The 26,911-nt window shown below is 72.3% G+C and carries 20 protein-coding genes; 8 read left to right on the forward strand and 12 right to left on the reverse strand.

What is annotated here, in order from left to right:
• Positions 1-197 precede the first annotated feature (197 nt).
• Positions 198-653 carry a hypothetical protein gene (locus OH735_RS05510; protein WP_406379947.1) on the forward strand — a complete coding sequence of 152 codons (456 nt, stop codon included), beginning with the start codon at positions 198-200 and terminating at the stop codon, positions 651-653.
• Positions 654-899: 246 nt separating this feature from the next.
• Here OH735_RS05510 and OH735_RS05515 read toward each other — a convergent pair whose 3' ends face one another.
• From OH735_RS05515 to OH735_RS05545, 7 genes are all read right to left on the reverse strand, one after another.
• Complete coding sequence (locus OH735_RS05515) at positions 900-5,732, reverse strand: hypothetical protein (RefSeq protein WP_406379949.1); 4,833 nt, start codon at positions 5,730-5,732, stop codon at positions 900-902.
• 60 nt (positions 5,733-5,792) lie between these two features.
• Positions 5,793-6,722: a hypothetical protein gene (locus OH735_RS05520; RefSeq protein WP_406379951.1), complete on the reverse strand. Its 930-nt coding sequence runs from the start codon at positions 6,720-6,722 to the stop codon at positions 5,793-5,795.
• Entirely contained in the window at positions 6,719-6,883 is a 165-nt protein-coding gene (locus OH735_RS05525) for a hypothetical protein (protein ID WP_406379953.1), read from the reverse strand. Before OH735_RS05525 ends, OH735_RS05520 begins: the two co-directional genes overlap by 4 nt.
• Positions 6,880-8,406, reverse strand: a complete 1,527-nt coding sequence (locus OH735_RS05530) for a hypothetical protein (RefSeq protein ID WP_406379954.1) — start codon at positions 8,404-8,406, stop codon at positions 6,880-6,882. The genes OH735_RS05525 and OH735_RS05530 overlap by 4 nt, the downstream gene beginning before the upstream one ends.
• A 79-nt stretch (positions 8,407-8,485) precedes the next feature.
• Positions 8,486-12,196: a hydantoinase B/oxoprolinase family protein gene (locus tag OH735_RS05535; protein WP_406379956.1), complete on the reverse strand. Its 3,711-nt coding sequence runs from the start codon at positions 12,194-12,196 to the stop codon at positions 8,486-8,488.
• Positions 12,197-12,379: 183 nt separating this feature from the next.
• Entirely contained in the window at positions 12,380-13,798 is a 1,419-nt protein-coding gene (locus OH735_RS05540) for a HEAT repeat domain-containing protein (RefSeq protein ID WP_406379958.1), read from the reverse strand.
• Positions 13,799-14,017: 219 nt separating this feature from the next.
• Positions 14,018-14,410, reverse strand: a complete 393-nt coding sequence (locus tag OH735_RS05545; RefSeq protein WP_406379960.1) for an ankyrin repeat domain-containing protein — start codon at positions 14,408-14,410, stop codon at positions 14,018-14,020.
• Positions 14,411-14,746: 336 nt separating this feature from the next.
• Here OH735_RS05545 and OH735_RS05550 point away from each other — a divergent pair, with 336 nt between their 5' ends.
• Entirely contained in the window at positions 14,747-14,941 is a 195-nt protein-coding gene (locus OH735_RS05550) for a hypothetical protein (protein ID WP_018103962.1), read from the forward strand.
• 37 nt (positions 14,942-14,978) lie between these two features.
• Positions 14,979-16,616, forward strand: coding sequence for a hypothetical protein (locus OH735_RS05555; RefSeq protein WP_406379962.1), 1,638 nt, complete (start codon positions 14,979-14,981; stop codon positions 16,614-16,616).
• A gap of 55 nt (positions 16,617-16,671) precedes the next feature.
• On the opposite strand, the gene OH735_RS05560 is transcribed toward OH735_RS05555, so the two are convergent.
• Positions 16,672-18,171 carry a PLP-dependent aminotransferase family protein gene (locus tag OH735_RS05560; protein ID WP_406379964.1) on the reverse strand — a complete coding sequence of 500 codons (1,500 nt, stop codon included), beginning with the start codon at positions 18,169-18,171 and terminating at the stop codon, positions 16,672-16,674.
• Between the two features lie 102 nt (positions 18,172-18,273).
• Between OH735_RS05560 and OH735_RS05565 the strand changes: the two genes are divergently transcribed.
• The 4 genes from OH735_RS05565 to OH735_RS05580 all read left to right on the forward strand — a co-directional run bounded on the left by OH735_RS05565 (position 18,274) and on the right by OH735_RS05580 (position 21,820).
• Positions 18,274-18,999 carry a YitT family protein gene (locus OH735_RS05565; protein WP_406379966.1) on the forward strand — a complete coding sequence of 242 codons (726 nt, stop codon included), beginning with the start codon at positions 18,274-18,276 and terminating at the stop codon, positions 18,997-18,999.
• A complete protein-coding gene (locus tag OH735_RS05570) occupies positions 18,996-19,760 on the forward strand; it encodes a glycerophosphodiester phosphodiesterase (protein ID WP_406379967.1) in 765 nt (254 codons plus the stop codon). Before OH735_RS05565 ends, OH735_RS05570 begins: the two co-directional genes overlap by 4 nt.
• 46 nt (positions 19,761-19,806) lie before the next feature.
• A complete protein-coding gene (locus OH735_RS05575) occupies positions 19,807-21,180 on the forward strand; it encodes an MFS transporter (RefSeq protein ID WP_406379969.1) in 1,374 nt (457 codons plus the stop codon).
• A 265-nt stretch (positions 21,181-21,445) separates the two neighbouring features.
• A complete protein-coding gene (locus tag OH735_RS05580; RefSeq protein WP_007262928.1) occupies positions 21,446-21,820 on the forward strand; it encodes an RNA polymerase-binding protein RbpA in 375 nt (124 codons plus the stop codon).
• Positions 21,821-21,956: 136 nt separating this feature from the next.
• Here the strand turns inward: OH735_RS05580 and fxsA are convergent, their stop codons facing one another.
• From fxsA to OH735_RS05600, 4 genes are all read right to left on the reverse strand, one after another.
• A complete protein-coding gene (gene fxsA, locus OH735_RS05585) occupies positions 21,957-22,547 on the reverse strand; it encodes an FxsA family membrane protein (RefSeq protein ID WP_406379971.1) in 591 nt (196 codons plus the stop codon).
• An 86-nt stretch (positions 22,548-22,633) separates the two neighbouring features.
• Complete coding sequence (locus OH735_RS05590) at positions 22,634-23,401, reverse strand: polyprenol monophosphomannose synthase (protein ID WP_406379973.1); 768 nt, start codon at positions 23,399-23,401, stop codon at positions 22,634-22,636.
• A 550-nt stretch (positions 23,402-23,951) separates the two neighbouring features.
• The gene (locus OH735_RS05595; RefSeq protein WP_406379975.1) at positions 23,952-25,598 is read right to left on the reverse strand and encodes an amidohydrolase; all 1,647 of its coding nucleotides are present in this window, start codon (positions 25,596-25,598) and stop codon (positions 23,952-23,954) included.
• Between the two features lie 47 nt (positions 25,599-25,645).
• Entirely contained in the window at positions 25,646-26,086 is a 441-nt protein-coding gene (locus OH735_RS05600; RefSeq protein ID WP_024493538.1) for an Lrp/AsnC family transcriptional regulator, read from the reverse strand.
• A gap of 203 nt (positions 26,087-26,289) precedes the next feature.
• Between OH735_RS05600 and OH735_RS05605 the strand changes: the two genes are divergently transcribed.
• Positions 26,290-26,688 (forward strand): hypothetical protein, encoded by a 399-nt coding sequence (locus OH735_RS05605; protein WP_406379977.1) that lies wholly within the window; start codon positions 26,290-26,292, stop codon positions 26,686-26,688.
• Positions 26,689-26,911: the final 223 nt, after the last annotated feature.

Here is a 26,911-nt window from a genome sequence, read left to right on the forward strand (position 1 = left end):
GTTCGATGACGGTTCGAGGGAATCTTCTCGGCCGGTCACTCGTCTCTCTGTACGGGGGCAGGGGGAACACGGGGAGTGCTCAGGGCAGGATGGTCCGATCCGCCCGCGTAGAAACGGCGCATGCCGGGCAGCAACCCTGAAGTCGGACAGCGGTGGGGAGTTGAGAGTCCTTGGATACGGAAGAGCTTCGGAGCCCGGTGTCGTCCGCACCGGTCGCGGCGGCGACCTCGGCGGCGACCGGCGGGGCGAAGATCCCACGTCAGGAGCGTCGGCAGCTCTGGGTGGAAGAGCCCGCGACACGTCGGCGGATGCCGGACCCGGTCCGTACGGCTGCCGTGCGTGCCGTGCTCATCATGTCGCTGACGATCATCCAGGCCATGGTGGCGTTCCTGTGCACGCTGACGGAGTCCTGGCTGTCTTTTCCGCTGATGCTGAGCAGTGTGGGCAGCACGGTGGCCGCGACCTGGTCGGTGCTGGATGTCTGGGTCACCCGACAGGTCTGGAACCAGCGCAACGGTGTGGTCTCCGTGCCGAGCAGTTCGGCGCGGCAGTTGCGTCGCGAGCGGCGCAGAGCACGGCGAGCGGCGCGGTCCGCGCAGCGGGACGATGCACGAATACGCCGCCGGGGCGCGAGCAGCCTCTCGCGGGCCTGAGCGGCGCCGGGCCCGAGCAGTGCCGGGTTGAGCAGTGCCGGGTTGAGCAGTGCCGGGTTGAGCAGTGCCGGGTTGAGCAGTGCCGGGTTGAGCAGTGCCGGGCCCGACCAGTGCCGGGCCCGAGCAGTGCCGGGTTGAGCGGCGTCGGGTTGAGCGGTGCAGGCCCGTCCGGTGCCCGGCCCGTGTGGTGGATCGGGCCGGGGGCGGGGCTCTCGCTTCTTGCCGCTTACGCCCTGATGCTCGTCGTTACTCGTCGGACGGGTTCAGGGAGGGTGTCCGGGCGGTGTCGGGCGGTGTCGTGGAGCGCTTGAACATGCGGGTGGCGGTGATCTCGCCGTGCACCGTCTCGCCGTTCGGGTCCTGCTGCGGAAGCCCGGGGCGAAGGTGCTCCTCCACGCTGATGTATTTCAGCCCGGCCCGCAGGTCCGCGTCATTGCGCAACCGGATCACCAGCGGGAATTCGGCGAGGGCCGTCGTGTCGAACAGACCGGTCGTGTAGAGCAGCTGTACACCGAGGGCGTCCGACACCGCACGCTGAAGTTCCAGCAGATAGGTGGCGTTGGCGCGGCCGATGGGGTTGTCCAGGAAGAGCGTGCCCGCGTGCCGGTGCTGATGGCGGTCACGGCCCCGGTCGTTGCTGCGCAGTGCGGCCATCGTGCAGTACAGGGCGATGGCGGCGGTGAGCAGCTGGCCACCGGAGAAGACGTCGCCCATCTGTCCGACCGGGACGCGCTCGGCGCGGAGCACCGCGTCCGGCTTGAGGATCTCCACGGCGATGCCCTTGGGCTCCAGCGCCGCCTGCACACCGCGCAGCAGAAGGGACATGCCGTCCCTCCTCAGATCGGAGTTCTTCTTGAGCGCGGCGCGGGTGGCCTCGTCGACGACTTCGCCGAGTCGCTCCGTGAGCGTCGCCTGGTCGGGTTCCTCGAAGCGGATCCGGAGGAACTCCTGGCCGGACCACTCCCCCAGTCCTTCGGGGAGCTGGGAGAGCCGCTGGGCGGAGCGCAGCGTGGTGAGCGCGGACTCCACGAGGCCGCGGAGCCGGGAGACGATGGAGTCGCGGTTGCGCTCCAGCTGGACAAGTTCGTCGGTGAGGACCCGGAGCCGGGGCGCGAAGGCGGCGGCCCACTTCTCGGCGTGCTCGGGCAGCGCCGCGGCCGGCAGCTCGCGGATCTGCTGGCGGGCGGGGGTGCGGACCTGTTCGTAACGGGTGGAGTTGGCGTGCCGTACGAGGACGTCGCTCGCTTCCCGTACGGCGCTTTCGGCGGCGGACAGGTCGGTGGCGCAGCCACGCAGTGAACGGCGGGCCTCGGCGGCGGACTGCCGGGCCTCGTCGAGGCTGCCCGGGTACGGCTCGGGAGCCCCGGTGTCGTCGTCCGCGCCGTGGTCCCTGAGGAGGTCGCGCAGGAGTGCCGCGGTCTCGTCGAAGCCGCCCGCCGAGTCCTCGGCGGTGCGGTGGGCGTGCAGCAGCTCGGCGTGGGCCGCGCGGGCGGTGTCCAGGGTCGCGGTGGCGGAGGCCAGTTCGGCCGTGGCGGTACGCAGGAGGGTCGGGGCCTGCTCGGCGTCGGCCGGGACCAGCTCGTCCGGGAGTTCGGTGTGGTGGGTCTCGCCGTCGACCGGGGCCAGGCGCTCGGCCTCGCCGCGCAGCCGGCCCAGCTGCTCGCTGGCGGTGGAGGCCCTGGTCTCCAGGAGCTGGACCAGGGACTCGGCGCGGGCGGCGGCCGCCTGCCGGGAGGGTCCGTCGGCGCCGTCCGTGCCTTCGAGAAGCTGGGCGGCGCGGGTGCGGACCTTGTTGGTGAGCCGGTCCAGCTCGGCGAGTGCGGCGCTCTCGTCGCTCTCGGCGCGGGCCTGTTCGGCGCGGAGGTCGGCGCCGACGCCCACCTTCTCGTACAGCTGGGACGCGGCCCGGTAGGCCTCCCGCAGCGCCGGGAGCGCGGGGCGCGGGGTGTCCGTCCCGGGCTCCGGCAGATGCTCGGGCGCGCCCGCGATCTCGGCTCGTTCGGCGCGCAGCGCGCGGGCCGTGCGCCGGGCGTCGTCGGCGGCGCGCTGGGCGGCCCGGCGGTCCTCGTCGGCGGCGCGGGCCCGTTCCAGGCAGACGGTGGCGCGGGCCTCCGACTCGGCTGCTTCATCGATCAGTTCGCGCAGCTTCACCTGCCAGCCCGCCCGTTCGCGGAGCCGGAAGGCGAGGCCCGCGAGCGCGTCGGCGGCGCGGCGGGCGCGCTGAGCGGCCTCCTGGCGTTCGTCGCGGACACGGGCGGTGTCCGCGGCGGCCTCGTCGGCCTCGGCACGCGCGGTACGGGCCTCGGCGAGCACTGCCTGCGCCGTCTCGGCGGCCGTTCGGGCGGTACGGGCGGCCTCGGCGAGTTCGGCGAGCATGCCGGGCGGGCAGTCGGCGCGCCACGAACCGATCCGGGCGGCAAGGGAGCGGTCGGCCGTGAGACGGGCCGCGAGGGTACGGATGTCCTCGTCGCGGGCGGCGGCCCTGCTCCTGAGGGCCTGCCGCTCCTCGTCGGCGGCGTGCTCGTCGTGCATCGCCGGGTTCGGCGGGACGAGGAACACCCCTTCCGTGCTCGCGGCCGAGCCGGTGGTGGGGACGGGTGCCAGCAGCGCGGCGGCGGTGCCCACGGCGACGGCGGAACGCGGCAGCAGGGCGGCGCTGCTCAGGACCTCGCGGGCGCGGGCGTGCGAATCGGGGTCGGTGATGATCACGCCGTCGACGAGCTCGGGACGGGCGGCGAGCACGGACGCGTGGTCGGCGGGGTCGACGGCCTGGGCGAGGTAGCGCCAGCCGGGCAGGGCCGGGATGCCGTGTTCGCCGAGATACTCGACGGTGGCGAGGACGTCGGGGCCGGGCGGCAGCAGACCGCCGTCGCCGAGCGCGCCGAGGATGCGGGAGTCGTCGGCGGCTGTGGTGCGCAGTTCGAAGAGGCGACGTTCGGCGGAGGCGATGCCCTGGTCGAGCAGCTCACGCAGTTCGTCGGCGCTCCGGTCGAGCTCCTCGGCGGTGAACGGCTGTTCGCGGGCGGCCGACTGCTCGGCCGTGACGGTGTGCGAGCCGTACGCGGACTGGCCGGGTCGACCTGCCCGGCCGCCCCGGCCCGCGTGGTCGCCCTGGCCCGGCTGACCGGCGTGATCCTGCTGCCGGTCCTGGTGGTCCGCGCCGTGCGGGGCGTCGGGGGCCGTCTCCGGGCCGGCCGCACCGCGGCGGGGCCTGGGTACGCCGGTGCCATGCGCGGACGGCAGGCCGAGCAGGTCGGCCAGACGGTGGTCGGCGGCGATCGACTCGGCGGCCCTGAGCTCGGCCTCGTACGACTGTTCCGCCGCCTGTGCGGCATCGGCGGCGCGCGCCGCCGCCAGTTCGGCGCGGCTCTCGGCGGCTGTGGCGTCCCTGGCCAGGTCGGCTGCCGCGCGGGCGGCCTCCCGCGCCGTGTCCCACGCGGCGACGGCGGACTGCTCGGCGTCGCTCGCGGCGAGGGCCGCGCGGGCCGGGTCGGCGTCCGGCGCGGTGTTCTCGAGCCAGCCGGCCCGTACCGCCTCCGCTGTCTCCTGCTCGACCTCGGCGAGGCGCTGGCGCAGGTGTCCGGCCTCGCTGCGGGCGCGCTGGGCCTCGGTCGCGGCGGTGGTGGCGTCGCGGTGCGCGGTCTCCCCCGCCGTCTGGAGCGTGTCGGAGCGCTCCTCCTCCTCGTTGGCCAGCGTCTCACCGGCCTCCGCCGCGGTGTGCAGGGCCCGTACGAGATCGGCGGCTGCCCGGGCGCGGGCGGCGAGCGCGGGCGCGGCGTCCCGCTCGGCCTCGCGAATGGCGACGGCGACCCGTGCGGAGCGGTCGGCGGCGGCGCGGTGGCGCAGTACGGCCTCGGCGGCCTGCCAGGCGGAGTACAGGGTGCGGGCATCGCCCAGTTCGCGGCGCTGGGCGGCGGCGCTCTTTTCCGCCGCGGTCAGGGCCAGGGAGGCGTGCCGGTAGGCCAGTTCGGCCGCGATCAGGGCGCTGCGGCTACGGGCCTGCTCGGCGGTGGTGACGGTGTGGGCCGCGCCCGTGACCTGCTGGGCCAGCTCGGCGGCCCGGCCACGCTCCTGGCCGGCGCGGGCGGAGAGCCTGCGGGCGAGCGTGCGGGTGCGGCGCTCGGCCCCCGCGTGGATGTCGCGGGCGCGGGAACGGGTGCCGGTGGCCTCGACGATCCGGCCGAGCAGATCGACCGAGCCTGCGGTGAAGTCGCGCTCCGCGGTCAGTTCGGCGCGGCGGCCCAGCTTGTTGCCGAAGCCGCTCACCAGGTCGGCGAGGCCGTCCGTGTCGCGGGTGTCCGTGACGGCGCGCAGGAGCAGGTCGGTGAAGTCGGAGTCCTTCTTGACCGCGAAGAGGCCCGCTGCCTCGCCCTCGTCGGCGTTCATCTCGCGCTGGTAGCGGAAGAGTTCGGGGTCGAGGCCGAGGTCTCCGAGGTGCTCGTTCCAGCGGTCGTGGATCTCTTCCCAGTGCACATCGAGGTGCTGGTAGAACTTGCCCGCCTCGGTCAGGGCGTCGCGGAAGCCCTTCATCGTGCGCCGTCGGCCCTGCGCGCCGGAGACGCCTTCGACCGGGCGGTGCACGGAAGTGGCCTCGGCGACCGGCAGGGAGTCCAGGCTGAGCCCGGGACCGGGGCGGAAGGAGTACCAGGCCTCGGCGAACTTCCGCGGGTCGTTGGAGACCTGGCGTCCACGCCACTCGCTGACCTTGCCGACGACCACGCACTCGCCGGTGAGGGTGTGCTGCCATTCCAGGGCGACATGCCCGCAGTCGTCGGCGAGGAGAAACTTGCGCAGTACGCCGGAGCTGGCGCCGCCGAGGGTGTTGCGGTGGCCGGGCAGCATCACGGAGAAGATCAGCTTCAGCAGCACCGACTTGCCGCCGCCGTTCTCCAGGAAGAGCACCCCGGCGGGGGCGGGGCGGCGCGGCGGGCCGACCGGCTCCTCCTCGAAGAACTCCGCCTGGGCCGGGGCGGGACGGGGCACGGGCTCGCCCACTCCGCGCAGGTCGAGCACGGTGTCGGCGTAGCGCGCACCGGCCGGCCCGATGGAGTAGAGGCGGACCCGGGACAGCTCGTACATGGCGGCGGACTCTCGTCGTTCAGGCAGCGGGGGGGAGACGGTGGTGGCGGGGCGGGACGGTCAGGCGTGGAACGGCAGACCGGCGTCGACGGCCAGCTCCAGGTCGTCGGGGGCGGGCGGCGGCAGGAGCGTCGCCGTTCCGTCGGTGACGGGTACGACTCCGAGTTCCAGGAATTCGGCCATGGCGGCGCTGCCTGCCATGTCGCGGACCTGGAGCTGGTAGCGGGCGGTGGTGCGGAAGGCGCCTCCGGCGTCGTCCCCGGTGCGCTGGAGGAAGCCGGAGTCGGTGAGGAAGGCGACGGCCTTGCCGACGATGCCCGTGGTGGAGCCGGCCAGCCTCCGGGCGTCCTTCGTGGCTCCGGTGGAGCTGCGCCTGGCGTAGGTCCGCCAGGCCGCCTCCAGTCCGGGGGCGTCGGTGGCCGGGTCGGTGTTGTCGCCGTGCTCCTCGGCCCGTTCCTCCAGGCGGTGGCAGGCCTGGCGGACGAACGAGTCGACGCCGTTGACGGTGATCCGGCCGATGTACGCGTCGTCGGCGAGGTCCTCGGGGCGGGGAAAGGCCATCGCGGCTACGGCGAGGTGCGCCAGCCCGTGCAGGAAGCGGTCGGCGGAGTCGGACGAGGCGCGGCGGGCGTAGTCGCCCATGCGGACGGCGAAGACCGAGTCCTCACCGGCGGTCACGGCCATGCCCGCGCGGGTGGACACCTCCAGCACGACCAGGCCGAGCCCGGTCGCCACGGCGTCGGCAAGCCGGGCGAAAGCGGGCTCCTCCCGGTAGCGGCGGAGTAGTTCGGCGTATTCGGCGTCGCGCGCGGGCAGCAGTTTGGGCTGCAGTCCGAAGGCGACGAGCCGGGCGGCGTCGGCTGCGTCGGCCGGGGTGACGGGTGTCGTCGCGGCGGGCCCGGACGGGTCGGCGGGCGCCGTGCTCTCGGTCGCGTACGCGGCGGTCGGCTCGCTCCACTCGTCGGCGTGCTCTGCGCGGTGGTCGCTCACGACTGTCGCTCCTTGTTGCGGAAACTCTTCGGTACGGGGTGGACGGCGCCGGCGCTCGCGGCAGCCGTCCTGAGCGGTGTGGTGCCGGCCGGTCCGGCGGCGGGACGACGGCGCCCCTGGCCGGTGTGCGGCTGCGGTACGTGCGCAGACGCGCCGTTCATGACGCCTCCGAGCGGTCCGCGGCCATTCCCGCCGCGTCCAGCAGGGCCGTGCCCACTATCAGGTCCGCGCCGCCGAACTCCGGGTCGTCGAGCTGGGTTCCGTCGTCGACGGAGAACAACAGGCGCTGCTCGCCCTGCCGGTAGGCGGTGCCGACCGGCGGGCTCGCGGCGTGCACCGCGAGCAGCGCGACCAGGTAGGGCAGTTCGGGATCGCGGCGTCGGGCCTCCGCGAGGAGCCCGGAGAGCCGGCGCGGGGCGTCGTGCTCCAGGTCGAGGAGTTCCATGGCGCTCGCGAGCTGCTCCTCGCTGAACCTGCTGTCGTCCGGGGTGGCGATCAGGTCGGGTTCGGGCATTTCGGCGCCCAGGCGTTCCCGCTCCAGGGGCGGGGTGAGCAGCATCTCGACGAGGTCGCCGACCCGTACCGAGGTGGGGGTGCGCAGCCCGGTGCCGTGGGCGAAGAAGGCATCGGTCACGCGGATGGCCTGTTCGACGGGGAGCGGCAGCAGCGGGGCGACCAGCTGGCCGTACAGATCGAGGCCGCTGCGGGCCGTGGGGGCTGCGAACGCCTGGCGGTCCTGTTCGGCGCGGAACAGCGGTCCGGCTTCCAGCAGTCGGGACTGCAGTTGGGTGTGGCGGCGGATGCAGTCCTTGACTATGTCGACGAGCTCGGCGGCGCGCCGCTTTCGCTCGGGCTCCTCCGCCTCGTCGCGCGCCTTGCGGATGTTGGTGAGGATCGCGTTCTCGTGGCGGTAGCGGTCGGCGACGTGGTCGAGGGCCTCGGCGATCATGTCGGGGACGGCGTTGAGCCAGTCGACGGCGCGGACGTTGCGCCGGGTGGCCTCCAGCGTCTTGCGGAGGGTCTCCGCGTACTGCACGGTGCGGTAGCGGGCCTGTTCGGCGGCGAGCTGCGCGTCCGCGAGGCGGCCCCGGCTGATGAGGACCTCCAGCTTCACCTCGGCGGCGATCTGGGCGCTGGTGACGTCCGTGTCGAGGGCGCCGACCAGGACGTTGACCGCTTCGTCGGTGGCCCGGAGATAGACGGTGCCGCCGTGTCCCGGGACCTCTTCGATCAGCTTGAAGTCGTAATCACGCCGGACATACACCCCATCGGGTCCGAAAGTTCCGTATACCGCACGGAATCCGCGGTCGACGCTGCCGACATTGATCAGGTTCTCCAGCACCCAGCGGGCGACCCGCTCATGTTCGGCGGCCGGGCGGCCGGGGGCCTGGGCGGCGACGCGGGGAAGGAGCCTGGTCACTATCTGGTCGTGGTCGGCCCCTGTGTCGAAGTCCATGTTGAGCGTGACCAGGTCGATGGCGGCGAGCGCGACCTCGGCCATAGCGTAGACGCTGTACTCACCGGCCAGATTCGCCTTGCGCACATCGAGGTCGTGCAGCGGAGCCGTGCAGGCGAGCGCGCGCAGCCGTCGCGAGAGCCCCTCGTCGGCGGCCGGGCCCGGGGCGGGGCGCGGCCCCGCGCTGAGCTGGGGCGCAGCGATGTCCGTGTAGGCAGGCGAAGTCACGTTGCACAGATTAGGTCCTCACACTGACAACGGTCGAAACGGCGCAGAAGCGACCCCTTGCCCGAAGCCGGCCGCGGCATCACGACTGTCCGCCGCCACGCCCGGTCAGGCCGTCGCCGCGCTCCGTACGGCCGTCGCCGGGCTCGGTACGGCCGTCGCCGGGCTCCGTACGGCCGTCGCCGGGCTCCGGGGTTCCGTAGCCCCCGCCACCCGGCGTGCGGAGCACCAGGACGTCCCCCCGCTCCAGCTCGGCGGTGTCGCAGCCGCGCAGCGGTGTGACCGTCCGGCCGTCCGCGCGCTCGATGTGCTGGTCGCCCAGCGCGCCGGGTTCGCCGCCCGCCATGCCGTACGGCCTCACCCGGCGGTGGCCGGAGAGCAGGGCCACGGTGACGGGTTCGAGGAAGCGGATGCGCCGCTCCACGCCGCAGCCGCCGTGCCAACGCCCTCCGCCCCCGCTGCCGTCCCGTACCCGGAAGCTCTCCAGCAGCACGGGGTAGCGCCATTCGAGGACTTCGGGGTCGGTGAGGCGGGAGTTGGTCATATGGGTCTGTACGGCGTCGGCGCCGTCGAAGCCGTCGCCCGCGCCCGAGCCGCTCGCCACCGTCTCGTAGTACTGGACGTGTTCGTTGCCGAAGGTGAGGTTGTTCATGGTGCCCGAACCCTCGGCCTGGATGCCGAGCGCCGCGTACAGGGCGCCGGTGACGGCCTGGGACGTCTCCACGTTTCCCGCGACGGTGGCCGCCGGATGGACGGGGGCCAGCATGGAGCCTTCCGGAATTCTGACCTCCAGGGGCTTGAGGCAGCCGCTGTTGAGGGGGATGTCATCGGCGACCAGGGTCCGGAAGACGTACAGCACGGCCGCCATGACCACGGATTTCGGAGCGTTGAAGTTCCCCGGCTGCTGCGGTGAGGTGCCGGTGAAGTCGACGACCGCGCTTCGGGCCACCGTGTCCACGGTGAGGGCGACCTCGATGACCGCGCCGTTGTCGGTCTCGTAACGGTAGGTACCGTCGTGCAGTGCGGCGATGATCCGGCGGACGGACTCCTCGGCGTTGTCCTGTACGTGTCCCATGTATGCGGCAACGGCGTCGGGACCGAACTGCTCCACCATGCGCCGGAGTTCGGCGATGCCCTTCTCGTTGGCGGCGATCTGGGCGCGGAGATCGGCGAGGTTGGTGTCCGGGTCGCGGGAGGGGTACGTGGCGGTGGTGAGCAGCTCGCGCGTCTCGTCTTCGCGGAATCTGCCGTCCCGTACCAGAAGCCAGTTGTCGAACCGCACTCCTTCCTCGTCGATGGTGCGGCTGAAGGCGGGCATGGAGCCCGGGGTGATGCCGCCGATCTCGGCGTGGTGTCCGCGGGAGGCGACCAGGAACCGTAGCTCGGGCCCCTCGTCGACGTCGAACACGGGTGTCACCACGGTCACATCGGGCAGGTGTGTGCCCCCGTGGTACGGGTCGTTGATGGCGTACACGTCGCCGGGCCGCATCGCTCCGCCGTTGCGCCGCAGCACCTCCTTGATGGACTCCCCCATCGAGCCGAGGTGCACGGGAATGTGCGGGGCGTTGGCGATGAGATTGCCGTCCGCGTCGAACAGAGCGCAGGAGAAGTCGAGCCGCTCCTTGATGTTGACGGAGTGGGCCGTGTTCTCGAGGCGCACGCCCATCTGTTCAGCGATCGACATGAAGAGGTTGTTGAAGACCTCCAGCATGACGGGGTCGACCCGGGTGCCGACGGCCGTGCGGTCCGGACGCGGGCGGGCCCGGGTGAGCAGCAGATGGCCGGTGCCGGTGAGAGCGGCCTGCCAGCCGGGGTCGACGACGGTGGTGGCATCCGCCTCGGCGATCACGGCGGGTCCGGTCACGGTGTCCGCGGGGTGCAGCTCCTCGCGGCGGTGGAGCGGGGTGTCCTGCCATCGGCCGTCGGAGAACATCCTTACGAGGTCGTGCGGTTGAGGCTCGGCACTCCCACGGGGCGTGTGGTCGGCGGGGGGCGGTCGGTGCTGTCCCGCCGTCCCGGTCGCCTCGACCGACACCGCCTCGACGACCAGGGGCCGGTCCATGGTGAACGCGTAGCGGGCGCGGTGCTGGGCGGTGAACGCCTCGGTCATGGCGGCCGTGGTGTCCAGGCCGACGGACAGACTGGAGTCCGTACCGGCGTAGCGGAGCAGCACGCGGACGTGCGTGCTGATCGCGCTGTCGGGGATGGCGTCGGCGCGCAGTTCGGCGCGGGTCCGGGCGGCCAGTTCGTCGCAGAGTTCACCCACCGCGGTCCGGGTCGCCTCGTTCAGTTCCGCCTCCACCGACTGTTCGCGCATCGCGGTGGCGTCGGCAAGACCGATGCCGTACGCGGACAGCACGCCGGCCAGGGGCGGTACGAGGACGGTGTCGATGCCGAGGGCGTCGGCGACGGCGCAGACGTGCTGGCCTCCGGCGCCGCCGAAGCCGGTCAGGGCGTAGCGGGTGATGTCGTGTCCGCGCTGCACGGAGATCTTCTTGACCGCGTTCGCCATGTTGAGCACGGCGATCTCCAGGAATCCGGCGGCGACCTCGGCCGCCGTGTGGCGCGTCCCGGTGGCGCGCGCCACGTCCTCGGCGAGCGCGTCGAAGCGGTCGCGGACGAGGTCCGCGTCGAGCGGGAGGTCGCCGTCCGGTCCGAAGACGGCGGGGAAGTGGGCGGGCTGGACCCGGCCGAGCATCACATTGGCGTCGGTGACGGTCAGCGGCCCGCCGCGGCGGTAGCAGGCCGGGCCGGGGATCGCGCCCGCCGAGTCGGGGCCGACGCGGTAGCGGTGGCCGTCGAAGTGCAGGACGGAGCCGCCGCCGGCCGCGACGGTGTGGATGTTCATCATGGGGGCGCGCATCCGCACCCCGGCCACCTGTGTGCCCAGTTCGCGCTCGAACTCGCCCGCGTAGTGCGACACATCGGTGGATGTGCCGCCCATGTCGAAGCCGATGACGCGGTCGAATCCGGCCTGCCCGGACGTACGGGCCATACCGACCACGCCACCGGCGGGTCCGGAGAGCACCGCGTCCTTGCCGCGGAAGTGGGATGCCTCGCGCAGCCCGCCATTGGACTGCATGAACATCAGCCGGATGCCGTCGAGTTCGCGGGCGACCTCGTCGACGTACCGGCGCAGGATCGGCGAGAGGTAGGCGTCGACGACGGTGGTGTCGCCGCGTGGCACGAGCTTGATCAGCGGGCTCACCTCGTGCGAGCAGCTGACCTGGGCGAAGCCGGCCTCGCGGGCCGCGGCGGCCACGGCGCTCTCGTGCGCGGGGTGGCGGTAGCCGTGCATCAGGACGACTGCCGCGCTGCGCAGGCCGTCGGCCCGGGCGGCCTTCAGCCGCTCGGCCACGACGTCCCGGTCCAGGGGTGTCACGACCCGGCCGTGGGCGTCGATCCGTTCGGGGACCTCGATCACCCGCTCGTACACCGCTTCGGGCAGCAGGATGCGGCGGTCGAAGAGCCTCGGTCTGTTCTGGTAGGCGATGCGCAGGGCGTCCCGGAAGCCTGCCGTGATGACCAGGACGGTCGGCTCGCCGCGCCGCTCCAGCAGGGCGTTCGTGGCGACCGTCGTACCGATCTTCACCGTGCCGACCCGGTCGGCGGGGACCGGGTCTGCCGGGCCGAGGCCCAGCAGCCCCCGGATTCCGGCCACGGCGGCGTCGCGGTAGCGGTCCGGGTCGTGGGAGAGCAGCTTGCGGGTGACCAGGTACCCCTCGGGATCCCGGCCGACGACATCGGTGAACGTCCCGCCACGGTCGATCCAGAACTCCCAGCGCCCGCTCATCCCTCCATATTGACCCGCGGCACCGACAACGGGCCGGACGGCACGGCAGGCTTCCCCGTACACGGTGCGGCGGTGCGGCGGTACGGCGAGCGGTGCTCTCCGCGCGGCGCGGACCGTTCGCCGCGCGCCGCCGTGCACACGGCTCCGCACGCCCCCCGACGTGCGGCGCTGTGCGTGTTCCGGTCAGACCGCCGGGGCGTCGGGCCCGATGCGGCTGCGTACCGCCGTCTGCACCTCGGCCTCCTCGGCCGGGTCCGCGGCGAGCCGGCGCAGTCGCTCGGCGACCCTGATGTCGCCGGTCTCGGCGTGGAGCGCAGCGACCTCGCGGGTGGTCTCCTCACAGTCCCACAGGCATTCGACGGCGAATCCGGTGGCGAAGGAGGGATCGGTAACGGCCAGCGCGCGGGCCGCTCGGCCGCGCAGATGCGAGGAGGACGTCTCCCGGTAGACGTGGCGCAGCACAGGTGCGGCGCAGGCGATGCCCAGCCTGCCCGTGCCGTCGACGAGGGTCCACAGGCGTGGCGCGTCCGGGCCCTCGCCCCGTACGGCCTCACGGAGTGCGCCGAGGACGAATGGGGCGTCCTGGGCGCCGCCCCGGCAGGCGAGCACGCCGGCCGCGGAGGCACCGAGCGCGTCGGGCCGCCGGGCCCAGCGCCTGGCGCGCTCCACCGCCGCGTCGCCGCACATCCGCTCGAAGGCGGCGACGGCCGCGTCGGCGACGGTGCGGGAGGTGCCGGCCACGGCGATCTCGATCAGGTCGAGCACGGCCGGCTCCCTGGCCTCGGCCAGGTAGTGCAGGGCGGCGCAGCGCGCGCCGTCCGGGCCGCTGCGGGCGGCCTCGACGATGGTGGACCGGTCCTCGGGGCCGGCGACGGCGGTGAGGCAGCGGGCGGCCGGGACGTGGAGGACGCTGCCTCGTTCCAGCGCCCGCTGGGCCCAGTCGAAGACGGCCTGGACGCTCCATCCGGGGCGGGGGCCGCCGGGTCGCATCTGACGCTGCCAGCGGTCGAAGGAGCCCTGTTCGGAGGCGGCCCTGACCCGGACGCCGACCTCGTCGCGGGGGTCGTCGGCCCAGAGCCGCCAGGGGCGTGGCTCGAAGGCGTCCCGCACGGCGGCGGCCAGCTCGGCGGCCCCCTCCTCGGTGGCCGGGAACCGGCCGAGGACGGGTGCGGCGAGGGCACGGAGCCCCGCGTCGTCGTCGCGCAGGGCGAGCTCGTCGAGGGCCCAGGCCCAGTTGGCCCCGGTCGCGGCGTACCGCCGCAGCAGTGCCAGGGCGTCGTCCCGTCCGTACGACGCGAGGTGACCGAGTACGGCGAGGGCCAGCCCGGTGCGTGAGTCGTCGGTGTCGAGGTGGTCGTCGGGAGCGTCCAGGTGGCGCTCGATCTCTTCGATGCCGCCGTCCAGGTCGAGATACAGGCGTGCGTAGTAGAGCGAGCGGTTCTCCACCTGCCAGTCGTGGCGCGGGTCGCTCAGGACGCAGTGGTTGAGAGCCGCCAGGGCCTCGAGGCGTGGTGCGGCGAGCGCGTGGAGCGTGCCGTCGCCACGGCCCCTCTGCAGCAGGCCGAGCAGGGTGCCGCTCGGCGCTATGAACGGATCAAACATGAAAAAAGCCTCACATCAAGCTGTCGACGCAACCGGGACTGTGCAGTTCCAAGTGCCGGGTGGGGCACTAGGCCGCGCAGCAACATGATCGGCCGACCGCCGTCTTCTGCTTGGTGTAGACCATCTTCCTCTGCCTCTCGTCGGTGGCCCGAACCGGGCCCGCGACGTCATGATGACCCAGCCATTTCGCCACCGCGACCACATTTACGACGTACCCGGTCAGCGGGCGCCGAAGAGTTCCAGCAGGTCGGCCTTGCCGAACACGCGTGCAGTGTCCAGTGCGGAGGGTGTTCCGGCCGCCGGGTCGGCCCCCGCTGCGAGCAGCGCCTCGATCACCGCGCCCTCACCCTTGAAGACGGCTCCGGCGAGAGGGGTCTGCCCGCGATCGTTGGCCCGGTCCGGGTCCGCGCCCCGGGCGACGAGGGCGGTGACCGCGGCGGCGTGGCCGTGATAGGCGGCGAGCATCAACAGCGAATCGCCCCGGTCGTTGGTGAGATTCGCGGGGACACCCGCGTCGACGTACGCGGCGAGCGTGTCGGCCTCACCGCGGCGGGCCAGGTCGAAGACCTTGGTCGCCAGCTCGACCACCTCGGGATCAGGGGTTTCGCTCATCGGACGGACCGCCTTCCATTCATCGGTTTCACCACTGTTGACCTGCGGGGGCGTACGCCGTGGGGGCCGTACGAGTGAATCGACAGGGTACTGCTCAACCGCGCCGCGACCCGGCCCGCCCACCGCGGCGGATCACGTCCGAGGACGGCGGAACGGTGCGCGACACCGAATGTTCCGTCTCCCCGGTGTTCCGCCGACACCCTTCCGGCGTCCCCTGTCGGCCAATCCAGTGAAAATAACGACTTTTCACTCGAATACAGCTTTTATCGTATAGATACTTCCGGTGAACCTGGAAGGACTCATGGTGACTGTCCCCCCCAACCAGGAGAACCTCTCATGATCCTGTCCATGTCAGGCGTCGTCATCCTCGGCATCATCGTCTTCCTGTTCTTCAGGAAGGACGGCCTCAAGGCATCGCACGCTCTCGTCACTGCCCTGTTCGGCTTCTATCTGGCGGGCACCGCCATCGCACCGAGCATCACCGCGGGCGGCGCGAGTCTCGCCGGTCTCTTGGGCGGGATCAAATTCTGACCCTCCGCGACCGCTCCCACCCCTTCAGGAGACCGACGTGGCCCGGCGACCACTCCCCCGCATTCTGAGCAGCGGCACCGCATCGATCACTCGCAGCCGCGAGTTCGCGCGCACGGCCGCCGACAACGCCACGGACGTCCTCCATCCGCTGATCACGATCACCCGTGGTCTGCGGCTGCTGGCCGGAGCCGGACGGCAGAAGTGGGCCGCGACGCCCAAGGACAAGCGTGGTCCGGTGCTCTGCTCCGTCGCGGCCTGCGTCATGGTGGTCGCGCTCATCCCCTACGGGTCCGTGCTCGCCCTGGTCACGGTGATGGGCGCCGCCGCTTGGAAGGGTCGGGAGCGGACCCCCGTGCAGACCGGCCCCGACGAAGCGGAGACCGGACGCCTGCGGTCCCTGTACGAGGCGCTCGTGCCGTACTTCTCCGTGGCCGACGACCCCAGTCCGCTGTTCGCCCACGGTGGCGACTGGGACAAGACCTTCAGCGACTACGAATTCGACGGCGACGGGCGCCTGACGCGTCTTCAGGTGACGTACCCCGCCTACTTCACCGACAGCGAGGCGGATTCCCGTGCCCGGATCGAGCAGTTGCTGCACGCCAAGTCGGGCCGCGGCCGCGAGTACCACTTCTCCTGGGACGAGGAGGGCAACCGGCTCGTCATGAGCGTGCTGGACGCCCTGCCCACCTCGATCGGCGCCCAGCGCTTCGTCACCGCGCCGGGCGAGACCGTGCTCGGTTTCACCGACGGCGACGCGGTGCAGCGCACCGTTCCCGTGAGCGACGGCGACACGACCCGCGACGCCCCTCCCGTCGTCTGGCGGACCGGCGCCCGCTCCACCGAGCCGCATCTGCTGGCCGTCGGGCAGCCCGGCAGCGGCACCACCACGCTGATGCGCTCGATCGCCCTGCAGGCGCTCCAGCACGGCGACATCCTGATCATCGAAGGAAGCGGCACCGGCGAGTACGCCTGCCTGACCGGGCGCGACGGCGTACTCGCGGTCGAATGCGGCCTGGCCGGCGCGCTGGCGACCCTGGAGTGGGCGGCCCACGAGACGGAGCGGCGGCTGATCGCGGCGAACCGGGCCCGGCAGTCCGGCCACCCCGCCCCCGACGACACCAAGCGCCCGCTCTGGGTGCTGCTGGACCGGCCCAGCGTCCTCGGCCACCTGGCGGCCGCCGACGGCAGGCCCGATCCCCAGGAGCTGCTGCAGGTGCCACTGCGGCACGGCAGGGCGGCCAACGTCACCGTGGTCGTCACCGAGCAGTTCGACAGCCTGGACGCCCTCGGTGAGACGCTCAGGACCCACACCCGGGCCCGGGTCGTGCTCGGCCACTGCTCCCGCGACCAGGTCGAATCGGTGCTCGGCACGGAGCCGCACACCACCCCGACGCCGAACGTCCCGCCCGGCCGGGGGTACGCGCGGCTGGGCACCGGTCCCGTGCTGCGGCTCCAGGTTCCGGCCACGCCCGATCCGTACGACGAGGCGACCAGCGAGGCACAGCGGCAGGCGGTCCTCGGTCTGCTCCCCCAACGGCAGGCACCGGCCGAGGCACCGGTTCCGGCCGGGGAGGCCGAGGAGCCCGGCCCCGCCGAGCCGAGCGTCCCGGAACCGGTGATGCCGCACCCGCTGACCGCGGCCGTGGCCGTCGAGGGCCTGCGGGTCGGCGACTGAACGGAACAGGTCGGTGCGGGGGCGGCCGGTCCGCCGCCCCCGCACCGTCGTGCGGTCAGGCGACGAAGGTACGCGGCGTCTCCACCCCCGCGCCCGCCCCCGAACTCACCAGCTGCGCCGCCGCCGCGAGCCGTACCGCCGCCTCGTCCGCGACCGGTCCCCCGACCGTGAACGGCAGCCGTACGTACCCCTCGAAGGCCCCGTCGACACCGAACCGGGGACCGGAGGGAACGCGTACCCCGACCCGCTCCCCCGCCACCGCGAGCCGGGAGCCCGAGAGGCCGCCGGTGCGTACCCAGAGCGTCAGCCCCCCGCGCGGCACCGAGAACTCCCAGTCAGGCAGTTCCCGGCGGAGCGCGGCGACGAGCGAGTCCCGGTTCTCCCGCGCCTGTTCACGGCGGACCTGCACCGCCTGCTCCCAGCCGCCGGTGCGCATCAGCCAGTTGACGGCGAGCTGCTCCAGGACGGGCGTACCCATGTCGGCGTAGGCGCGGGCGGCCACCAGGCTGCGGATCACGTCCGGGGCGGCACGGACCCAGCCGATGCGCATACCGGCCCAGAAGGCCTTGCTCGCCGATCCGACGGTGATCACGGTGGAGCCCGCCGGGTCGAAGGCGCAGACCCGGCGCGGCATCCGCACATCGTCGTCGAGGTACAGCTCGTTCATGGTCTCGTCCACGACAAGAACCGTGCCGGCGGAGCGGGCGGCGTCCACCAGGTCGCGTCGACGGTCCTCGTCGGCCAGCGCGCCGGTGGGGTTGTGGAAGTCGGCGACGACGTAGGCGAGTCGCGGCGCCGCGTCCCGCAGCACCTGCCGCCACCGGTTCATGTCCCAGCCGCCGAGCCCCTCCTCCATCGCCACCGGCACCAGCCGGGCACCCGCCTCCCGCATCAGCTGCAGGATGTTGGCGTAACTCGGGGACTCCACCGCGATCCGTTCACCGCGGCCCGCGAAGAGGTGACAGATCGCGTCGATCGCGCCCATCGCCCCCGTGGTGACCATGATCTGTTCGGGCATGGTCGGGATGCCGCGCTCGGTGTAGCGGTCGGCGATCATCTGCCGCAGCGCGGGCAGTCCGGCGGGGTAGTCGCCGTGGGTGTGGGCGTACGGTGCCAGTTCCTCCAGGGCACCCTGGACCGCCCGGGTCAGCCACGGTTCGGGGGCGGGCAGCGAGGCGCAGCCCAGGTCGATCATGGAACCGAGCGATTCCGGCGGCAGGGGCTCCAGGCCGCGTGCGGGCAGCGGGTTGCCCGCGGGCACGGCCGTCCAGCTGCCGGCGCCGCGGCGGGACTCCAGGAAGCCCTCGGTGCGCAGCGCCTCATACGCGGCGGCGACGGTGGTGCGGCTGACGGACAGGGCGAGCGCCAGTTCACGCTCCGCGGGGAGCCGGGCGGCCACCGGCACCCGGCCTTCGAGGACGAGCAGACGGACCCCGTCGGCCAGCGCACGATAGGCGGGCGGCCTGCGGGCGCCCGGTCCGACGGGCCGGGACTGTTGGGCCTGGAGCTGCCGGGCGAGCTGTGCCGCACTGACTGCCGAAGTCCACTGCGCCATCGAAATCAGTCCACCTTCCTCGGATTGGCCATAGTTGGCAGCCAATCCCCTGCCACAGAGTGACATGCGGCAGTCCACCACCACCACTCCAGGGGGCACCTCTTGTCCATCACCCCCGTCCCTCGCGGGGCGCACCTCACCCGAAGGCTGATTCAGCTGTACGTCGGTCTCGCGCTGTACGGAGCAAGTTCGGCGCTCCTGGTCCGGGCCGGCCTCGGCCTCGAGCCCTGGGGAGTACTGCATCAGGGGCTGGCGGAGCGCACCGGGCTGTCCATCGGGGTCGTCTCGATCATCGTCGGCGCCGTCGTTCTGCTGCTGTGGATACCGATCAGGCAGCGTCCGGGGCTCGGCACCGTCTCCAATGTCTTCGCCATCGGCATCGCCATGGACGGCACGCTGGCGCTCGTGCCCGACGTGCACGGTCTCGCCGCCGAGATCGCCGTGATGGTGGCGGGGGTCGTGGTCAACGGAGTCGCGACGGGGCTGTACATCGCGGCGCGGTTCGGGCCGGGACCGCGCGACGGACTCATGACCGGTCTGCATCTGCGTACCGGCCGTTCCATCCGGCTGGTCCGCACCCTGATCGAGGTGGCGGTCGTGGCGACCGGCTTCGTGCTCGGCGGCTCGCTCGGCGCGGGCACGGTCCTCTACGCCCTGGCCATCGGCCCGCTCGCCCAGTTCTTCCTGCGTTTCTTCGCGATCGGCGGCGAGGCTGCCGGGAAGACCGCCGCCAAAGCCGCCGACGAGGCGGCCGTCGCACCCGCGCGGGACAATGGCGAGACCACCGTCACCGCCCCGACACCGGAGCAGGCGATACTGCCGAAGTGACCTCCGTACGCCACCCCTATCTGGACCATCCCGCGACGATCCCCTTCGCCCACCGAGGCGGCGCCGCCGACGGGATCGAGAACACGACGGCCGCGTTCCGCCGGGCCGCTGACGCCGGATACCGCTACTTCGAGACCGATGTGCACACCACGGCGGACGGTCGTCTGGTGGCCTTCCACGACGCCACTCTGGACCGGGTGACGGATGCCCGGGGCCGGATAGCCGAGCTGCCGTGGAACGAGGTGCGGCGGGCCAGGGTGGCGGGCCGGGAGCCGCTGCCGCTGTTCGAGGAGCTGCTGGAGACGTTCCCGGAAGCCCGCTGGAACGTCGACATCAAGGCCGGTTCCGCCTTGGTCCCGCTGGTTGACCTGATCCGCCGGACGAATGCCTGGGACCGGGTCTGCGTCGGCTCGTTCTCGGAGGCCAGGGTCGCCCGGGCCCACCGTCTCGCGGGACCCCGGCTCGCCACCTCCTACGGCGTCCGCGGCGTGCTGGGCCTGCGGCTGCGCTCGTACGGCGTTCCGGCGGCACTGCGGGCCGGCGCCGTGTGCGCGCAGGTGCCGGAGAGCCAGAACGGCGTCCGGGTGGTCGACCGCCGCTTCGTACGCGAGGCGCATGCACGCGGACTCCAGGTGCACGTCTGGACGGTGAACGAACCCGAGCGGATGGCGGCGCTCCTCGACCTCGGCGTGGATGGCATCATGACCGATCACATCGAGACGCTGCGTACGGTGCTGAGCGAGCGCGGGGCCTGGGCCTGACGCCGGTCGTGCGAGGTCTCCACGGGGAGAGACGAGGGGGAGCGCTTTGAGCGCCGAGACCGCGGACACCGCCGAGCCGACGGAACTCGCGACGGGTTCCGCAGACGCCGCGAGCCGCAGACGGGAACAGCGCGGCTGGTATTTCTACGATTTCGCCTGCTCCGTCTACTCGACCAGTGTCCTGACGGTATTCCTCGGCCCCTATCTCACGTCGGTCGCCAAGGCTGCCGCCGACGCCGACGGTTTCGTGCACCCGCTGGGTATACCCGTGCGCGCCGGGTCGCTCTTCGCCTACGCGGTCTCCGTGTCGGTGGTGGTCGCGGTGCTCGTGATGCCGGTCGTGGGCGCCGCGGCGGACCGTACGGGGCGGAAGAAGCCACTGCTCGCGGCCGCCGCCTATGTGGGGGCCGCCGCCACCACCGGCATGTTCTTCCTGGACGGTCACCGTTATCTGCTGGGCGCGTTCCTGCTCATCGTGGCGAACGCCTCGATCTCGGTGTCGATGGTGCTCTACAACGCCTATCTGCCGCAGATCGCCGAACCGGACGAGCGGGACGCGGTCTCCTCGCGCGGCTGGGCGTTCGGATACACCTCGGGCGCGTTCGTCCTCGTCCTGAACCTGGTGCTGTACACGGGCCACGACTCCTTCGGCCTCTCCGAGTCCGAAGCGGTGCGGATCTGTCTCGCGTCGGCCGGCGTCTGGTGGGGCGCCTTCACGCTCGTACCGCTGCGCAGACTGCGCGACCGGCGGGTGACGCCGGGCGGCGAAGGGGCGGTCGGTTCGGGGTGGCGGCAGCTGATGAACACCCTGCGCGACATGCGCCGCCATCCGCTGACGCTCTCCTTCCTGCTGGCGTACCTCGTCTACAACGACGGTGTGCAGACGGTGATCTCCCAGGCCTCGGTGTACGGCTCCGAGGAACTGGGCCTGGACCAGACGACACTGATCACGGCCGTGCTGCTGGTGCAGGTGCTCGCGGTGGCCGGAGCGCTGGGGATGGGCCGGCTGGCGCGGGTGTACGGCGCGAAGCGCACGATTCTCGGCTCGCTCGTCGTCTGGACGCTGATTCTCGTCGCCGGATATTTCCTGCCCGCCGACGCACCGGTCTTCTTCTATGTGCTGGCCTCGGCGATCGGCCTGGTGCTCGGCGGCAGCCAGGCGCTTTCGCGCTCGTTGTTCTCGCATCTGGTGCCGCGCGGCAAGGAGGCCGAGTACTTCTCCGCGTACGAGATGAGCGACCGCGGACTGAGCTGGCTGGGGCCACTGGTGTTCGGGCTCGCGTATCAGCTGACCGGGAGCTACCGGGATGCGATCATCTCGTTGGTGATCTTCTTCGTGGTCGGTTCCGTGCTGCTCGCGAGGGTGCCGATCCGGCGGGCCGTGGCGGCCGCGGGCAATCCCGTGCCCGAACGGATTTAGACGTTGAAGTGAAAGGCCGGTAGTGTACGCCTTTGGCCTGCCCGGAGGACCGTTACTGCGAGCGGAAGAAGCCAAACCGTTGGGTGACAACTTCTGTCAGATGTGACAAACCGGGCATTGGCGGGTACCCCAACCCTGAAGAAGCAGCGGCACGACGGGCGACGCATGACCGGCAACGGGAATCTTTACCGCCGACCGGACGTTGACCGGATGACGACGACAGCGACACCTGTCCTGTGGGCGACAAGCCCGGGAGGCACGATTCATGAGTGAGCGAGCTCTCCGCGGCACGCGACTCGTGGTTACCAGCTACGAGACGGACCGCGGCATCGATCTGGCCCCGCGCCAGGCGGTGGAGTACGCATGCCAGAACGGACATCGATTTGAGATGCCGTTCTCGGTAGAGGCGGAAATTCCGCCGGAGTGGGAGTGCAAGGCGTGCGGCGCCATGGCACTCCTGGTGGACGGGGATGGCCCCGAGGAGAAGAAGGGCAAGCCTGCGCGTACGCACTGGGACATGCTCATGGAGCGGCGCACACGCGAGGAGCTGGAGGAGGTGCTGGCCGAGAGGCTGGCGGTTCTGCGCTCCGGAGCCATGAACATCGCCGTGCATCCGCGGGACAGCAGGAAGTCTGCCTGACCGCCCGACACCGCCGTGCGACGGAGCCGCGGGCTGTGACACACCGAGCGTGTGTCACAGCCCGCGGCTCTGTCGCGTCACGGCCCCGGTACCGGGGCCGTGACGCGTTGGTCGCAGCCCCGGTACCGGGGCCGGCTCAGGGAGTCAGCGGCGGCCGGGGGCCCTCGTCGGGGCGGGGGCCCGGCTGTGCGCCGTCCTGACGGATGACCTCACCCTGCACGATCTTTCCGTCCGGCCGGTGAATGCGGGCCTGCTGGAAGGCGTCGGAGAGGCTGCCGGGGCCCGCGGCACGCATCCTGCGCTCCAGCGACCGCTCCGCGTACCGGCCGAGCATCGAACGGACCGGCGGCACGAGCAGCAGAAGCCCCGCCACGTCCGAGATCATCCCCGGGATGATCAGCAGCAGCCCGCCGAGCATCAGGAAGCCGTTGCCCTCGGTGCCCGAGGGTGCCGCCTGCGGGGCGGCGGCCGCCCCGGGCTGTCCGGGCATCCGCTGGAGCGTCTCGGTGAGGTTGCGGAAGGCCCGGCGGCCGGCCCGCTTCATCACGGCGGCCCCGAACACGATTCCCGCCACCAGGAGCAGCAGCACGGTGAACCCGCCCGCCGCGTTCGCCACGACGGTGAGCAGCCAGATCTCCAGCACCGCCCAGGCGGCGACGGCGAGCGGAACGAGGGTACGGACGCGTGAGCGCCTGGGGGCGGTCGGGGGCGGTGTGCCGGTCGTCATGGTCCCCAGTGTGCCCGTACGGGCGTCCAAGCGGCGTAAGGGGGTGATCACGGGCGACGGGCCGGAGCCCGCCGCACACGACGCGGTCAGATCGCCTTGCGGCCGAGGACCCGGTTAGTACGGGTGGTGACGCCCCAGGAGGTGACCCGCCAGAGCGCCTCGACCAGGATGTCGCGGCTCATCTTCGAGTCGCCGATCTCGCGGTCCACGAAGGTGATCGGGACCTCGACGACGTGATATCCGGCCTCGATGGCGCGGCGGGCCAGGTCGACCTGGAAGCAGTAGCCCTGCGAGGCGACCCGGTCGAGGCCGATGCCCTCCAGGGTCTCGGCGCGGAACGCCCGGTAGCCGCCCGTGACGTCCCTGGTCCGCAGCCCGAGGAGGAGGCGGGAGTACGTGCTGCCGCCGCGGGAGATCATTTCCCGGGTCTTGGGCCAGTTGACCACGCGCCCGCCGGGCACCCAGCGGGAGCCGAGCACCAGGTCGGCGCCCTTGAGCGCGGTGAGCAGCCGGGGCAGTTCCTCGGGCTGGTGGGAGCCGTCGGCGTCCATCTCCACGAGCACGCCGTAGCCGTGCTCGATGCCCCAGCGGAAGCCCGCGAGGTAGGCGGCGCCCAGCCCTTCCTTGCCCTTGCGGTGCAACACCTGCACCTGCTCGTCGGCGGAGGTGAGCTCGTCGGCGACCTTGCCGGTGCCGTCGGGGCTGTTGTCGTCGGCGATCAGGATGTCGGCTTCCGGCACAGCGGCGCGCACCCGGCTGACGATCGGCTTGATGTTCTCGGCCTCGTTGTAGGTCGGAATGATCACCAAGGTCCTGCCGAGCGGGCCGTACCGCCGCTGACCGCCGTCGTTCACTTACTGCCCCTTAAGTCCGTACGCAGGTGCACACCATATCCAGCGGACGGGGGCCGGATGCCGACGCGGTCGGGCGGGAACGGGCACCGCCACGGACAGAAGGAGGGAAGTACGGACAGACCCCCTGACGGGAACGTACGGGGACTACGAATGGGGGCCCGGCGCCCTTCGGGCCGACCTGGGACCCGCTGGCTGCGGGTCGACCTAGAGCCGTTGTCTACTGAACGTCCGGGCCCCACCCGGGTCGCACCTACCGTCCGGCTGAAACCTTCCCTCGCCCCCGAGGCGCGGGCGCTGAACCTGGCTGTCAGGAGCGGTGCGCCGGTGCGGCGCACCACCCCATGACCCAGCGGCGTTCGACGACTGCGTGGAGGTTCAACCGGTCGGACGTCCTGTGGTGGACTCGGCCGAACCTACCGGCCAGTGGGCGCGTTCTGTCAATAGCCGCCTGACCTGCAATGTTCCCGGAACTTGCCTGGTCAGTAGCGAAGATCCGCAGGTCGCGGCAGAGCGGGGGACTCTTCGATCGGCGGTACGAAATGTCCGGACGTCACTCGTTCGGCCGCACGTAGACAGTTTGTCCGAAGATCACAGTGCGCAGGCAGACCGGAAGCGCCGCGCCCGGGGTGAGGTCCGGCAGGCCGGGCGTTCCCGACCTCGGGTCGGTCGACCAGCGGGCGACCCGGTCGTCCGGGGCCTGAACCACCAGGTCATCGGTGCGCCAGACCGCGTAGTCGGCCGGAGCGCCGGGTACCAGGGTCCCCGCGTCGTCGCGGCCGACGGCTCGCCAGCCGCCCCTGGTGTGGGCGGTGAAACCGGCTCGCACGGAGATCCGGTGTTCGGGCGTGCGGTGGAAGGCTGCGGCCCGTACGGTCCCCCAGGGGTCCAGCGGGGTCACCGGGCTGTCCGAGCCGAAGGCCAGGGGCACACCGGCCCGCAGGAGCGCCGCGTACGGGTTGAGGGTCCTGGCCCGCTCGGCGCCGAGCCGCCGCGCGTACATGCCCTCCTCGCCGCCCCAGGCCGCGTCGAAGGCGGGCTGGACGGAGGCGGTCAGCCCCAGCTCCGCGAAGCCGGCGACGGTCTCCGGGGTGAGCATCTCGGCGTGCTCGATACGGTGCCGGGCGGCCCGGATCCGGGCCAGGCCGAGCGTCTCGGAGGCGGCCCTGACGCCCTCCACGACGGCGGAGACCGCCGCGTCGCCGATGGCGTGGAAGCCGGCCTGCAGCCCGGCCTCGGTGCAGGCGGTGACATGGGCGGCGATCCGCGCCGCGTCCAGGTGCGCGGCGCCCGTGTGTCCCGCCGGGCCGTCGGCGTACGCCTCGTGCAGGCACGCCGTGTGCGAGCCGAGGGAGCCGTCGACGAACAGGTCCCCGGCCGCGCCGATCGCGCCGAGTTCCCGGATGCGGCGGGCGTCCTTCTCGTCGGCGACCTGCTCGGCCCAGTATCCGAAGACCCGCGGTCCGCTCTCCGCCGCGGCGAGCTTCAGCAGCGCGGCGAAGTCCTCCTCGTCGGAGATGTCCGGGCCGCCGCACTCGTGGACGGTGCCGATGCCGAGCGACGCGGCGTGGCGCAGGGCGGCGCGCTGCGCGTCGGCGCGCTGTCGCGCCGAGACGGCGCCGTGGGCCGCGGAGCGCACCGCGTGGTGGGCGGCGCCGGTCAGCGGGGCGTCGGGGTGGTATCCGGTGAGCGCGGTGACGCCCGGGACCAGGTCGAGCAAAGCGGTGGTGACGACCGCGGAGTGCACATCGACACGGGGCAGGTAGACCGGCCGGCCGCCGGCGGCCGCGTCGAGTTCGCCGCGCGCCGGAGGGCGCTGCTCCGGCCAGCGTGTGGCGTCCCAGCCGTGGCCGAGGACGACCCGGTCCTCGGGGTGCGCCGCCACGTACGCGCGCAGCAGACCGAGCGCCTCGTCGAGCGTCCGGGCACCGGAGAGGTCGAGGCCGGTGAGGGCCAGGCCGGTCGAGGTGGTGTGGACGTGGGCGTCGGTGAACGCGGGGGTGACCAGCGCGCCTTCGAGGTCGATCACTTCGTCGACGCCGCTCGCGAAGGCGTCGGCGGCCCCTTCCGAGCCCACCCAGGCGACATGGCCGCGCTCGACGACCATGGCGGTGGCGAAGGGGTCGGCGGGGCTGTGGACGTCTCCACCGCGCAGCAGCACGGTGCGGTGGTCGCCTCGGGGGGCGGTGCTCTCGGTCATGGGACCAGTCTCGCGCCTGCCCGGAGCCGCGCGGTCCGCGGCCCCTCTCAGATCTGCGGGGGCCGGGCCTCGTACGGCGTCGAGAGCACGACGGTGGTCCGGGTGGAGACACCGGCCAGCGAGCGGATCCGGGTGAGCAGATGCTCCAGCTCCAGCGGCGTCGCGACCCGCACCTTGAGGATGTAGTTCTCGTCTCCGGCGACGCTGTGACACGCCTCCAGCTCCGGAACGCCCGCGAGCCGCTCCGCGATGTCGTCCGGTGCGCTCGGGTCGAAGGGTTTCACCGAGATGAACGCGGTGAGCGGCAGGCCGACGGCCTCGGGGTCGACCACCGCGGCATAGCCCCGGATCACCCCGCGCTGCTCCAGCCTGCGCACGCGTTGATGAACCGCCGAGGTGGACAGGCCCGTGGCCTTGCCCAGGTCGGTGTAGCTCATCCGCCCGTCCTTGACGAGCAACTCCACGATCTGTCGGTCCAGCTCCTCCATACGGATCAACCTATTGCCACTGGTGCCTCCGGGCACAGCGGCAAGGGCTCCGGGAGGGCACCTGCGGCGGGCATGTGACGAATACCACAGGTTTACGGACGAGTAGCCACTCCCTTGGCGGTTACGGCGGATGCGCGACGGGAAGTGCTTGCTGTGGTCGAGGCCGTGGCGCCTTGTCGGCCCACCCGAGGGGGGAATTTCCCATGCAGAGCCTGAAGCTCACCGGACGTACCGAACCGGATCCCGTCGATCCCGTCGAGGACACCGCTCCCGACGCGTACGACATGTTCGAGATGTACCGGGTGATCTGCCCGGACTGCGTGCAGCCGATCGCGCTGCTGGCGGACGAGGACGTGCTGCCGGAGCACGCACTGTGCCCGACTCCGTGGAACCCGTTCGTGCTGACCGTCTGCGCCGGTACGGGCCGCGCGGCGGCGCAGACGCGGCCCGCCGACGATTCGCTCGATGTCCAGGAGCAGGAGACGGCCCTGCTGCTGACGCTCCCTCAGGGGCTCGACTGGAGAATGCAGCCGTTCTCGCACGCCGGCGGCCCGGGCTCGCGCCCGCTGCGGGTGCCGCAGATGCGGCGCGACGCCGCCTGAGGGCCGCTCACGCCCCGCGCGAGGCCGCCCGGACGCCGTCCGGGCTCGTCCCGCTCGAATCCGCGCCGCACCACGACGGCCCGGCCGGCGTGGTGCCCGTTCCCCCGGAGGCTCCGCCGCCAGGGACCCGGCGAACGGGCTCTCGAATCGGCCGGGCAGTGACCAGGGCCCGCCCCGCACCGTTGGCCAGTCATGACCCTGCTGCATTCAACGGCCGGTCCCG

Origin of the sequence: Streptomyces sp. NBC_01618, from assembly GCF_045209435.1 — a bacterium.
Lineage (GTDB): Bacteria > Actinomycetota > Actinomycetes > Streptomycetales > Streptomycetaceae > Streptomyces.

Excerpts from the sequence above, each read along its gene's own strand:
- OH735_RS05580 (WP_007262928.1), top strand. The coding sequence starts at position 21,446 with ATGAGTGAGCGAGCTCTCCGCGGCACGCGACTCGTGGTTACCAGCTAC.
- OH735_RS05540 (WP_406379958.1), bottom strand. The coding sequence starts at position 13,798 with ATGTTTGATCCGTTCATAGCGCCGAGCGGCACCCTGCTCGGCCTGCTG.
- OH735_RS05595 (WP_406379975.1), bottom strand. The coding sequence starts at position 25,598 with ATGACCGAGAGCACCGCCCCCCGAGGCGACCACCGCACCGTGCTGCTG.
- OH735_RS05560 (WP_406379964.1), bottom strand. The coding sequence starts at position 18,171 with ATGGCGCAGTGGACTTCGGCAGTCAGTGCGGCACAGCTCGCCCGGCAG.
- OH735_RS05515 (WP_406379949.1), bottom strand. The coding sequence starts at position 5,732 with ATGTACGAGCTGTCCCGGGTCCGCCTCTACTCCATCGGGCCGGCCGGT.
- OH735_RS05550 (WP_018103962.1), top strand. The coding sequence starts at position 14,747 with ATGATCCTGTCCATGTCAGGCGTCGTCATCCTCGGCATCATCGTCTTC.
- OH735_RS05535 (WP_406379956.1), bottom strand. The coding sequence starts at position 12,196 with ATGAGCGGGCGCTGGGAGTTCTGGATCGACCGTGGCGGGACGTTCACC.
- OH735_RS05545 (WP_406379960.1), bottom strand. The coding sequence starts at position 14,410 with ATGAGCGAAACCCCTGATCCCGAGGTGGTCGAGCTGGCGACCAAGGTC.
- OH735_RS05525 (WP_406379953.1), bottom strand. The coding sequence starts at position 6,883 with ATGAACGGCGCGTCTGCGCACGTACCGCAGCCGCACACCGGCCAGGGG.
- OH735_RS05605 (WP_406379977.1), top strand. The coding sequence starts at position 26,290 with ATGCAGAGCCTGAAGCTCACCGGACGTACCGAACCGGATCCCGTCGAT.
- fxsA (WP_406379971.1), bottom strand. The coding sequence starts at position 22,547 with ATGACGACCGGCACACCGCCCCCGACCGCCCCCAGGCGCTCACGCGTC.
- OH735_RS05600 (WP_024493538.1), bottom strand. The coding sequence starts at position 26,086 with ATGGAGGAGCTGGACCGACAGATCGTGGAGTTGCTCGTCAAGGACGGG.